We start from the raw sequence: 12,981 nt of genomic DNA on the forward strand, positions 1-12,981 counted from the left end.
CAATCAGACAAAGACATGAAAGCTACTATTCATACTAATGGCTCTTATTTTGATGATGTTATAAGATTTTTCAATTCATTAAAAATAACATCTAAAGATGCCGTTGAGGAAATTGCCAAAGCTAGTCATAGAACCATCAACTTTGAAGCAATCTCTTTAGACACTTATTTAGAAGGTATGAAATCTGCTAGTGTACCAGATGATTTTATTTGGTTGTTTGGCTATTTATTCAAAGAGGTTTTAGGCAATGTAGACAATCAAACTATTTCACATGATATTGAACAAGTTATAGGCAGAAAGGCAATCAACTTTACTGAATTTGCGCAAAAAACAGCTGCAACAGGCATTTGGAATCAGTCTATCACACAAGCAATATAAAAATCAATCATCAGTCAAAAAGCAATCCTAAAAGCTATCTCAAATATGAGGTGACTTTTTTTAATATAGTTTTATTTTAATGACCTATATACCGCTCATTTTCAATACGTACTTTTACCTGTTTTACTTGATTTGAGCATTCTCAGATTGTGAATACATAATCTTTGTTTTACATTTATGAATCATATTATAACTAACCTTATTAACTTATACCATGAGCAAACCTTTTGATCGCGTTATTACCATTATGTTTGAGAATCAGTACCGAAGTTATGTGATTCAAAACCCTTTTCTTAAAAAATTAGCTGCTGCTGGAGCAGATATGACAAACTATTTTGGTGCTTTTCACCCATCACAAACAAATTACTTAGCGTCATTTGCAGGTGAAATTTGCGGAATTACGAATGATACGCCGCCTGCTGCTCCATTGATGCAAGAAACCCTAGTAGATATTTTAGAAGCTAAAAATGTAAGTTGGAAAGCTTATATGGAAGCTTATCCGAATGAATCTTGGAATCCGAAATGGGCAAATGCTACGTATCCTGAAAATGAACAGCCTATTACACAATATCCGCCTGCTAATGCAAAAGAACTTTCTAGATATTACCGAAAACACAATGCTTTTGCTTCTTTTCACAATGTTCAAAAAGATGAAAACAGATGGAAAAAAATTGTAAGTGATGTTGAGTTTTGGCAAGATGTTGCTAGTGATACTTTGCCTGAATATAGTTGGTTTACACCAGATATTTGGAATGATGGACACTACTTGTATAATACACATATTGATACCAATCCACGTACACAATTAGTTCCACAACTATCAGCTTGGTTAGAACATGTTTTCTTAGGAAACATTGAAACTTCTAATATTCAAGGAGGCGCTGCTACAGAACTTGATAACATAGGTTTGAATTTAGATATTGATTTACTATTAACTGATCCGCAAAAAGCTTGGGAACAATCAAATGTTCGAAAAGGAACTTTATTGGTTGTAACCTTTGATGAAGCAGATTACGATGCAGATGGTTACGACACTAATTATGATGGTCCAAACCAAATATACACCGTACTTTTAGGTGATATGATTCAACCAGGAACTGTCATTGACACACCTTACAATCATTACAATTTAATTAGAACAGTACAAGAAAACTTCCAATTAAATTCTCTAAAAAAGAATGATTACGGAGCCAATTGGTTTCGATTTCTCTGGAATGAATCATTTGCTTGGAATTTGCCAATTGATTCTAAAATAAGCGTTGGAAACGCCTTGGCAGTGACAAATGGTGCCGAAGGAACACATATGGTATTCTCTAATACTGATGGACAATTATATGATAGTCTTTTGACAACATCAGATTGGAGCCAGCCTAATAAATTGGACATCATTACGCAAGGAAAAATTGTTGTAGCTTCAATTGGAAACAAAACGCTATTAGTTAGTACAGGCGCTGATGGAATGTTAATGCAAACTATGTATGACTCAACAATTAAGAAATGGTCCGCAACAATATCTTTACAACAAAAAACAACAGGAAGTATAGCCTTAACTACCTATTTTGACATGGCAACTTCTGAAAACAAATTGATGTTATGTTGGGTAACAAAAGATGGGTTTATTCAATCTATGGAAGGAAATGCGAATGGTTTTTCTGGGAATGTGGTAGCTGTAAATCAATTAACGGATGGCGACATGACGTTAAGCCAATTAGGCGCAACGCTATTCTTAGTATATAAAGAAAGAAATACTCGTAAAATGCGCATTACTTCGTATAATACAGGGCCATTTAATGCTTTTGAAGCTCATGATTTTCAAGGAAATCCTGCTCCTCAAAACAATACAACTTTACACAAATGGTCAGTTACTGATTTCTCTGTTGGACATTTTTCAAAAAAGATGGCTGCGTTGGCAGATGAATATCAAAACCTTGGTCATATGGCATTGGCAACCGCATCAGGTGAAATGCATTTAGTACATAGAGGCGGTTATCAAGATTTACCAAATGTATATACTGAAGTTTTTGGACTGACAGGAATTTACGCCGCTGAAAGTCAATTAAGCAATGGTTATGGTACATTAGATCAAGCTGGTTGGACTCAAGAGCAAGAAATGACCAATGTTGCAATTAATGTAAAAAGCCCTATTGCAATGTCTTCTGACGAAAAAACATTGACACTAGTTTGGGCAGATGCCAATACAAATACGATTCAGTACAAACAAGGAAAGTATTCATAAAAACAATTCCTAAATTATTGTAAAGACTTGATTTGTTAATTCAAATCAAGTCTTAATTATTTTCTTCGTCAATGTACCTTTAGCCGTTTTTATCTTTAAAAAATACATGCCTTTTGTCTTTATTTTTGAAATATCAAGTTCTAGTTGTGCTGTTTTTATATTTTGAAATAGTACTCGCTTTCCATTTACAGAAGTTAAAGTCAGTGTCCCTTTTATCGCATGTGGAAAATCAATAAACAATTGATCTCTTACAGGGTTTGGAAATACTTTAATGTTTTCTAAAAACTTTTTCTCTATGGAAAGACGTTGAAGTGCTCTAATATTATCTATTTGTAAAGAGCCTGTAACAATTTCACCATCATAACTTACAGCCTGATTATGAACAATTCGTAATTCAGACAAGCTAGCAAATGTATTTTCAAAAATTGATTGATACGGGTCATTATTGGCATCATAATCTCCCATATCTAGTATTTGAAAATTACCATAAGTTCCTCCTATATTGCCCGATTCTGAGTATGACAAAGCTGTCATTTGTGTCCAATCTGTAAGAGCAGGAACCATCACAGGCTCTATCATTACTAGTTTTACATTATTTGCTCCTATAACTCCGAATCTAATATGCAATGGAAAATTATTATCATTTTTCACAGAAAAACTAAATCCTAATCCCCATACACTAGACATATAATTAATGTTTTCATCAAGATTCATTTTAAGAGCCATTTCTCCTAAAGCTGTATTTGTCCCGTCACAACTTTTTTGAAAGTATTGATCGTCTAAATTAGCAGTAGCCGTATCTGTATGCATTACATACGTTAAAAGCGTCGTTGAATCATCTGTATTTGTCCATTGACATGAAGTGTTATTTTCAAAATCACATACAACTTGTGCGTATATCCATATTGGAAAGTAAAATAATGTAATAAAAAGTAATTGTTTTTTCATAATGCATTTTTTGATTAGTAATACACTCAAATGTAATTGTTTAGCTGTAAAACAAGATTGTATTTTACGCCAACTTATTCCAAATTAATAAATTTGAATAAAAAATAAGGGCTGTTACTTCTCAAAACTTGTTGGATTGCTAATAAATGGTTGATGAACATATCTACTAAGAATTATTATAATCACATACAACAACATTTCTTTCCTTAATTACGGAAAACCACATTTAAAATAATAATCTTTACATTACATTTGGGAAATAAAATCAATGAAAATATAGAAAATAGCTTCTATTTTTTTTTAGAAACGACTTGTACTGCAAAGACTTAGACATTACTTCATATTACACATAGCCCAATTTCTACATCATTTCAGACTGTTAAAAGTATATCATATAATGAAAGAAAAAAACTATTTTAAACACTTACTAGTCATTATTGGAGTGTCTATAATCTCTATAGCTTGCCAGCAAGACGACTTTCAAAATTTTCAAGATTATGAGAAAGAAACAACAGCTGTTGTGCTTCCAGAACTTCGTGCATCTGTCTTAAAAGGAGATTCTATTTTTAAAACAAATATGTCACTTAAAAATGCTGTGAAAAAATTTACAACGACTTCTAATTTTTTACAAAGAACAGTGCTATCACACACATATAATTTTAGTATTGATACTACCTATGTACAAAAACTAGTAACTGATACCTATCAAAGTTATACTTTTAAAGTAAAACGTACCGAAGTTACTGTTGGAGTCCTTGAAAACTATGTATATACTATTTTTAATGATGGAACTTTTAAGCAATATCTTATTGCATATCCATTACAGAGTCCAGATGAAAGAACAATGTATGATTTTAGAAATGCCTCTATACAAGAAATTCATGATGCTACATTGATCCAAAGAGAAAGTGGTTGCGCATCTATTGTTGCGTACGAAGAACCTATATGTATAAATTATGATTGTAGTATAGGAGGGGGAGACGGCTCACACTCACCAGGAGAAGCGTGCGACAATGGAGAATTTTCCGCTGTAACAATCTGTACAGGTGGCGGATGGATAGATCAAGGATGTGGCGACAATACAAATGGAGGAACAAACTACAATCCTATTGATTATGACCCAAACAATACAACTACTGGCGGAAACACCAACACTTCTGGAAATACAAATACCAACAATGATTCAACAAATAACAATAATAATTCACAAACAAATGATACGCAAACTGAAGAAACAGGAATCATTACTCCCGAAGATGCTGTAAGTATTATTCCATTTAATTTTGAAGCACAAAATGAAGATCCTTGTGGTAAAATTAATGAATTACTAAACGATCCTGATATAAAAGCTAAAATTCAGAACTTAAAATTACCTGCTACTTTAAACCTTAATTATGAAAAAGGATTTGACCTTAAAGATGATGGAAGCGGCTTGCAGCTTACACCAAACAATGGAACTCCAGGAAATACACATATTAGAGTACGAATAGACCCCGAAAACGGTAGTACTACAGGTTTTATACATTCACATTTTAATGGAGTTGACATGACACCTTTATTTACGATTGAAGATATAAAAACGTTTAATGGTATTTACCAATGGCGGACATATAGAGGAAAGCCCGTAAAAGATTTAACAGCTGTTGTGGTTTCGCAAGGTGGAGTATATGCCGTTGTTATTAAAGATTATACTAAATTTGCAATTGAAGGAAGGAAATTACATACAGAGGAATTTATAGCAAAAAGTGAAAAATATTATGAAGACTATCCTGAAGATACTAATTTAATGCAGCATACTGTTACGATTGAAAATCTAGTTATTAAAAAACTTGATACATATGGTGTTGCCCTATATAAAGCTAATGCTGACTTATCAGGTTGGAATGAGCTTACAGTAAATGCACAAACCAACGAAACTGTATCAACTCCTTGTAATTAAAAAATAAAAAACATGAAAAATATATTTTATAGCATCGTCATAGTAATTTGTACGTTCAGTTGTACTGCACAAACAGTAGTTCCGTTATCAATACCTTCATCAGATATTCCTGAAACAAACTATTACAGAAAAGATTTGAACAATGTATTGGATAAATATGTAGGTACGTGGACCTATACCAACGGAAATACGTCTTTCACCGTTGTGTTGATAAAAAGATTAAAAGTAAAAATCACTGATTATTACACAGACCAAATAACAGGTTGGTATAAATATGTAGAAAATGGTGTGATAAAAGTAAATACCCTGCCCATGAATCATAACAAACATTTGATATTTGGTTCTAAATTAAGTACTGATGGAAATAGAATTCTACTATTCTTTAATGATCCTGCACGACCTAAGATGTCCGTGCGATTACGAATGAATTATACAGTTAATTCAGCGTTAGGTACACAACCGGAACTAAGTTGGAAATTAACCCACACTGGAACTAGTTTTATCTTAGAAGGACAACCTGAACCACTAACAGATTTTAGAGTGCCTACAAGTGTAACCTTAATAAAACAGTAGCTAAAACATGAAAAATGCATGGTATTGTATTATTTTAATAATCTCTACGTTCAGTTGTACTGCACAAACAGTTGTTCCATTATCAACACCTTCATTAGATACTCCAAAAACAAATTATTATAGAAAAGATTTGAATAATGTGCTAGATAAGTATGTAGGTACATGGACCTACACCAATGGAAATACGTCTTTTACTATTGTGTTGATAAAAAGATTAAAAGTAAAAATCACTGATTATTACACCGATGAAATAACAGGTTGGTACAAATATGTAGAAAATGGTGTTGTAAAAGTCAATACCCTGCCCATGACTCACAATAAATATTTAATACATGGTGCTAATGTAAGTGAAGACGGAAACCTCATTTTATTACACTTTAATGATCCTGCAAGACCTAAGATGTCCGTGCGATTACGAATGAATTATACAGCTAATTCAGCGTTAGATACACAACCGCAACTAAGTTGGAAATTAACCCACACAGGAACCAGTTTTATCTTAGAAGGACAACCTGAACCATTAACAGATTTTAGAGTACCTACAAATGTAACCTTAATAAGACAGTAGCTAGGTTTATAATATCACCAAAACATTTTTCTTTAATTACTTAATAATTTGTTTTAGAAAATAAAAATGGTAGTTTTCGCGCTGAAATACTAGTATGTCAAATCATCGTCACTTTATCATTCATAAGCCTTTCGGATATCTTTCGCAATTTGTAAACAATCAAAGCAAACGAAAGAACAAGAAGCTTTTAGGAGAATTATATGATTTTCCTGAAAACACAATGGCAATTGGCCGTTTAGACGAAACTTCTGAAGGTTTATTATTTCTAACAACTGACGGAATGGTGAGTGAACAAGTTCGTAGTAAAAAAGTAGAAAAAGAATACTATGTACAAGTAGATGGAATGATCACACAAGAAGCCATTGAACAATTAAAAGCTGGTGTCGAAATTGGTATTCATGGTAAAAAATACCAAACCTTACCATGTGAGGCTTTTATTCTAAATCCTGCTCCAGTTTTTAAAGCTAGAACAAAAAAACTTCGTGATGAGCGACATGGTCCTACAAGTTGGCTATCAATTACAATTAGTGAAGGGAAATTTCGTCAAGTTCGAAAAATGACTGCAAAAGTTGGGTTTCCAACTTTGCGTTTACTTCGCATTCGCATTGGAACTATATTACTAAACGATTTACTTTCAGGAGAAATCATAGAAGTTGATTCTTTTGATGTTTCATGAGAATCTTAAACATCAAACATTTAATCTCTTTTAGGAAAGATCACACCTATTTAAAAGTGCTTCCACATATATTTATTGTTGTTAATTTTATAAGTTTTTAATCCGTAGTAAGATGCATTTCTTCTGTAGGAAATCCTATTTGATCTATATTTACATCCTCAACGATCATATCAAAGCAAATCGATAGCTGCGTTATTTTTAACACCTCATATTTCGTGTTTTGTTAAAAATCTACTCCAATACAACTCATATTTTTAAAATTATGTAACTTTCAGTCACTTAATCAATCAACCACATATGAAAAGATTACTACAATTTCTAGTAATTATGTTTCCGCTTGCCATTTTGTGTCAACCAAACACAGAAGTATATCTATTCGATTTAAACGTTATAGGCAACCAACTTAACATCTCTAATGGAAAAAATATTTCCAACAATGAAGGTTACGACAATCAACCTTCATTTCAATACGAAAACACAATTCTATTCGCGTCCACACGAAACGGACAAACAGATGTACTTTCGTATTCCACAAATGATGGGACAAAAAAATGGTTGACCAATACCAAACAAGGAAGTGAATATTCGCCAACAAGCATTCCAAACACAAAAGACTTTTCCGCCATTCGACTTGACACTACAGAATTGCAACATTTATATCGTTACCGAAAAGGAAAAAGCAACGTGTTATGCAAAGATTTAAAAATTGGATATCATATATGGAATTCCAAAAACATATTGGTTTCTTTTGTGTTAGATGAACCACATAAATTGATCGTTTCTGATCTTAAAAAAGACATGAATATTTTGATTGATACAACTATTGGCAGATCTTTACACAACATTCCAAACACAAACCTGGTCAGTTATATCAAAAAGAAAAAATATAGTTGGGAAATCCGTTCGCTAGATACACGAAGTCTTGAAACAAAAAGAATTACGAATACTGTTTCGAATGTAGAGGATATGTGTTGGTTGGCGGATGGCTCTATATTGATGGGAAAAGGAAAAGCTTTATACCGATTTGATCCTAAAAAAGATACGGAATGGAAAATCATAAAATTATTTGACACCGAAAAATTTGATCATATTACTCGAATTGCAGTAAACAAAGTGAATAACAAAATTGCTATTGTTGCCGAACCTGAAATAGCATTAGCACCAAAACTTGAAAACATTCGTTGGATTGCTGGAAACTGGAAAGGTGAAGCTTTTGGCGGTATTACAGAAGAAAATTGGAGCGAACCATCTGGTGGTTCTATGATGGCTACTTTCAAATTGATCGTAAATGGAAAAGTCAATTTTTATGAAATTGAAACCATCTCTGAAGTAAACAATAGTTTACTTTTACGTCTAAAACACTTCGGCAACGATTTAAAAGGTTGGGAAACCAAAGATGAAACTGTCGATTTCCCTCTAATTAAAGTGACTAAAAACAAAGCTATTTTTGAAGGAATGATTTTTGAATCTATCGACGAAAACAATATGGTTGTATATGTTGCTATTGGACAAAAAGATGGTACAACCTCCATTATTCCATTCAATTACACAAAAAAATAAATAACAAAACTCACCTCATACCGCACTCACATGAAAAAAATAATCACCTCTATCCTACTCTTTTCTGTTGCTTTCGCGATGTCACAAACCGATTCACGTTTGTATGATATCATAGAAGCCGTTTCGGAAGAACGCATTGAAAACGACATTCGAACATTAGCAAATTTTGGTACACGAAACACATTCAGTGATACTATTTCGGAAACACGTGGAATTGGCGCTGCACGACGTTGGATAAAAGGAGAGTTTGACAAAATTTCTGACAATTGTAACGATTGTCTAAATGTATTTTATCAAAAAGATTTTGTGACCAAAGAAGGAAATCGTCGTGTTCCTAAAGATGCATGGGTAGTGAATGTAATTGCAATTCAAAAAGGAACAAAATATCCAAATAGATACATCATTATGAGTGGCGATATCGATTCGCGCGCAAGTGATACAATGGACTTTACAACGGATGCTCCTGGCGCAAATGATAATGCCTCTGGAATGGCAGGAACCATTGAAGCTGCCAGAGTTTTATCTAAATATAAATTTGAAAATAGTATTATTTATGTAGGTCTTTCTGGAGAAGAACAAGGATTGTTTGGCGGACAAGGTTTGGCTAAATATGCAAAAGATAAAGGTTGGGACATCATTGGTGTTTTAAATAATGATATGATCGGAAATATTGAAGGTGTCGATGGCGTAATTGATAATCGTTCATTTCGTATTTTCTCGGAACCAGTTCCTGCTAACGAAACAGATCGTCAACGTAGAGCGCGTCGTTTTTATGGTGGTGAAGTTGATGGAATCTCTAGACAACTAGCTCGTTACGTACACAAAAAAGTAAAAACATATATGCCCGAAATGAATCCAATGATGATTTATCGTTTAGACAGATTTGGTCGTGGTGGACATCACAGACCTTTTAACGATTTAGGTTTTGCAGGAATTCGAATCATGGAAGCGCACGAAAATTACAATCGACAACATCAAGATATTCGTGAAGAAAACGGAATCAAATATGGAGATGTTATTGAAGGTGTAAATTTTGCTTACGCGAAAAAACTCACGGCTGTAAACGCAATCAATTTAGCAAGTTTAGCTTGGTCTCCATTACCGCCAAAAGATGTTGAAATTGGTGGAATTGTTCAACCTAGCGCAAAATTTCGTTGGAAAAAATCTGATGATGATAACATAATTGGATACAAAATATATTGGCGTGATACAACTGCTCCACAATGGCAATATTCGCGTTTTGTAGGTAATGTTACAGAATTTACATTAAAAGGAATTGTGATTGATAATTACTATTTTGGCATTGCAACGGTTAGTAAAAATGGACATGAAAGTTTAATATCTTTCCCTTCAAAAACATTTAGATAAATCTTGATGAAAAATATAATTAACATAGGTTTATTTTTAATTGGCTTAGTTTATATCACATCGTGTACACAAGAAAAAACAACCAAAAATGAAGTATTAGTATTGGGTACTATTCATAGTGGTCATCTTACGAAAGAAGAATATTCTATTGAAAAATTGACCAAACTAATTCAGGAAATAAAACCAGATATTATCCTCACGGAAATTCCGCCAGATCGTTTTGCTGCCGCTATAGCTGGATTCAAAAAAGATGATAGTATTTCTGAACCACGTGTAATGCGTTTTCCCGAATATACCGATGTTATATTTCCTCTCTCAAAAACAATGAATTTTGAAATCATTCCAACTGCTGGCTGGACACGACCAATGGCTTTGGAACGACAACAAAAATTACGTGCTATTAGTAAAGATTCTACCCGTATTGAAGACTGGAAGTCATATACAACTGCTAACAAAACTTCTGATTCGCTTATGAAAATAATTGGTAAAGAAAATGATCCGTATTTTATTCATACCAACACATATGATAGCATATATAACATAAGCTTAGATGTGTATAATAAACTATTCAATGTAGAATTAGGTCTTGGTGGTTGGGACAACATTAACATTGCACATTACTGGAATATTGAAAAAGCACTTGAAAAATACCGTTATCAAAACAAACGAATTCTAATTACTTATGGTGCAGGACACAAAGGCTGGTTTTTAAAAGAACTTCGCAAAAGAGACGATATTACACTTCTAGAAATGAAACCTTTTTTAGATAATATTCAATAATTATGACAGAAAGAGAAGAATTATACTTTAAAAATGATGTTGAGTGGCGTGCATGGTTAGAAAAAAACCATGACACTTCTACAGGTATATATCTCATATTCTACAAAGTAAGCTCTAAAAAAGAAAGCATGCGTTGGGAAGAAGCTGTAAAAGTTGCTTTATGTTTTGGCTGGATTGACAGTACTGTAAAAAGATTAGATGAAGAACGCAGACGACAATATTTTTGTCCCCGTAAACCCAAAAGTGTATGGAGTAAAGTGAATAAAACATACATAGTAGAATTAATCGCTGAAAATAAAATGCACGAAAGTGGTTCACTCAAAATGATTGCTGCCATAAAAGATGGCTCGTGGACTGCATTGGATGATGTAGAAAATTTAGTCATTCCAAAAAACTTACAACAAGCATTTGATCAAAACCCAAAGGCTTTTCAAAACTACCAAAACTTCAGTCCTTCCTACAAAAAAGGGTATCTCTATTGGCTAAATCAAGCTAAGCGAGAAATCACCCGTGAGAAACGAATTACAGAAATTATACGTTTATGCCATAAAAACGTAAAATCAAGGGATACGCGGTAACAATCGTACGAATTTTAGGTATCATATCGATCAAATTAATATCTTGCATATAATTATTATGAAAAAGATGAAAAAGTTACCAATGGTGATAGCTATGCTATTGCTCCTCACTAGTATTGCATATGCTCAAAATGATTGTAACGAAGCCATAGTTGTATGTGGCAATCTTGGTTTCCAAGATCTAGACGTAGTTGGTGTCGGAACCCAAGAACTTTCCGGATCGAATACATGTGGAAGTCAAGAAAACAATTCTTTGTGGCTAGATGTAACCGTTAATACAGGCGGAACACTCGGATTTACTTTAACACCAACAAGTAATGCGATTACAGAAGATTTCGATTTCTTCATATTTGGCCCCAATGTAAGTTGTGGTAATATAGGCCAAGCTATTCGTTGCTCTACTACAAATCCACAAGCTGCAAATCAAGGAAATAATCTTACAGGAATGAACGCCACAGAAACTGATACTTCAGAAGGCCCTGGAGCTGCTGGAAATAGTTTTGTTCGTTGGTTAGATGTAAATCCAGGCGATCGTTTTTTTATTGTCATAGACAGACCTATAGGAAATAGTAGCTTTGACTTAGAATGGACAGGGACAGCTACTTTTAATGATGCTCCAGATACTGTGCCGCAAGGTACCTTATTGCACATAGCTGAATGTGATACCACTGGTGATCCAAATGATAACTCAACTATTTTTGATCTAACTGTAAATACGCCTATTATTACAGGTACACAAACAGGAATTTCTATATCATATTATACCTCACTTGGAAATGCGCAAACTGGTAATAATCCAATACAAAATCCAGCAGCATTTCAAAATACAAGTGCTCCACAAAACATTTTCGTACGAATAGAAGATAACAATACAGGTTGTTTTACCATTGATGATTTTCAAGTCCGAATTTCAGGAAATATTGATACAGGAACTCCAAACAACTTAACTGAGTGTGACGCTGATGGTGATGGTGTTGAAATATTTGATTTGACTCAAAATAATACGCTTATCGCGAATGGTGCTCCAAACCCTACAGTTACTTTCTATTTGTCTGAAATGAATGCAGAAGATGAAATGAATCCTATTTCAGATATGTATCAAAATCAAAATGCATTGACTCAAGAAACTATTTGGGCACGTTTAGATAGCGGTTCGGGTTGTTCAGGTATTACATCATTTACAATTCAAGTATTCACAACTCCTACAGCTAACGTCATTGATGATCAACTCATTTGTGATGATGACAATGATGGTTTTTCGGTGTTGAATTTAGATGACTTTACATCCTTCGCGCTTGGCACACAAAGTGCTACGCAGTTCTCAGTAACCTATCATCCATCACAACTAGATGCTGATATGAATTCTAATCCTATTGC

Annotated in this window: 11 protein-coding genes and 1 pseudogene; 11 read left to right on the forward strand and 1 reads right to left on the reverse strand. The window is 33.5% G+C overall.

Features of this window, described 5'->3' with window-relative positions; translation table 11 throughout:
* The first annotated feature begins 15 nt into the window (after positions 1–15).
* The gene (locus Q0828_RS16855) at positions 16–378 is read left to right on the forward strand and encodes a hypothetical protein (protein ID WP_298423720.1); all 363 of its coding nucleotides are present in this window, start codon (positions 16–18) and stop codon (positions 376–378) included.
* 214 nt (positions 379–592) lie between these two features.
* The gene (locus Q0828_RS16860) at positions 593–2,614 is read left to right on the forward strand and encodes an alkaline phosphatase family protein (protein ID WP_298423723.1); all 2,022 of its coding nucleotides are present in this window, start codon (positions 593–595) and stop codon (positions 2,612–2,614) included.
* A 45-nt stretch (positions 2,615–2,659) separates the two neighbouring features.
* On the opposite strand, the gene Q0828_RS16865 is transcribed toward Q0828_RS16860, so the two are convergent.
* Positions 2,660–3,562, reverse strand: a complete 903-nt coding sequence (locus Q0828_RS16865) for a T9SS type A sorting domain-containing protein (RefSeq protein WP_298423725.1) — start codon at positions 3,560–3,562, stop codon at positions 2,660–2,662.
* 397 nt (positions 3,563–3,959) lie between these two features.
* Between Q0828_RS16865 and Q0828_RS16870 the strand changes: the two genes are divergently transcribed.
* The 9 genes and pseudogenes from Q0828_RS16870 to Q0828_RS16910 form a co-directional block, all read left to right on the forward strand.
* Positions 3,960–5,501, forward strand: a complete 1,542-nt coding sequence (locus Q0828_RS16870; RefSeq protein WP_298423728.1) for a hypothetical protein — start codon at positions 3,960–3,962, stop codon at positions 5,499–5,501.
* A 12-nt stretch (positions 5,502–5,513) separates the two neighbouring features.
* Complete coding sequence (locus Q0828_RS16875) at positions 5,514–6,074, forward strand: DUF6705 family protein (RefSeq protein WP_298423731.1); 561 nt, start codon at positions 5,514–5,516, stop codon at positions 6,072–6,074.
* 7 nt (positions 6,075–6,081) lie between these two features.
* Entirely contained in the window at positions 6,082–6,642 is a 561-nt protein-coding gene (locus Q0828_RS16880) for a DUF6705 family protein (protein ID WP_298423734.1), read from the forward strand.
* 94 nt (positions 6,643–6,736) lie between these two features.
* Positions 6,737–7,318, forward strand: coding sequence for a pseudouridine synthase (locus Q0828_RS16885; protein ID WP_298423737.1), 582 nt, complete (start codon positions 6,737–6,739; stop codon positions 7,316–7,318).
* Positions 7,319–7,615: 297 nt separating this feature from the next.
* Entirely contained in the window at positions 7,616–8,878 is a 1,263-nt protein-coding gene (locus tag Q0828_RS16890; protein WP_298423740.1) for a DUF6265 family protein, read from the forward strand.
* 30 nt (positions 8,879–8,908) lie between these two features.
* Positions 8,909–10,246: a M28 family metallopeptidase gene (locus tag Q0828_RS16895; RefSeq protein WP_298423743.1), complete on the forward strand. Its 1,338-nt coding sequence runs from the start codon at positions 8,909–8,911 to the stop codon at positions 10,244–10,246.
* A gap of 6 nt (positions 10,247–10,252) precedes the next feature.
* Positions 10,253–11,026, forward strand: coding sequence for a hypothetical protein (locus Q0828_RS16900; protein WP_298423746.1), 774 nt, complete (start codon positions 10,253–10,255; stop codon positions 11,024–11,026).
* A 2-nt stretch (positions 11,027–11,028) separates the two neighbouring features.
* Entirely contained in the window at positions 11,029–11,604 is a 576-nt protein-coding gene (locus Q0828_RS16905) for a YdeI/OmpD-associated family protein (RefSeq protein WP_298423748.1), read from the forward strand.
* A gap of 67 nt (positions 11,605–11,671) precedes the next feature.
* Positions 11,672–12,981, forward strand: a pseudogene (locus Q0828_RS16910) (hypothetical protein); the annotation flags it as partial.

The sequence above is a fragment of the uncultured Kordia sp. genome (genome assembly GCF_947496985.1).
Lineage (GTDB): Bacteria > Bacteroidota > Bacteroidia > Flavobacteriales > Flavobacteriaceae > Kordia.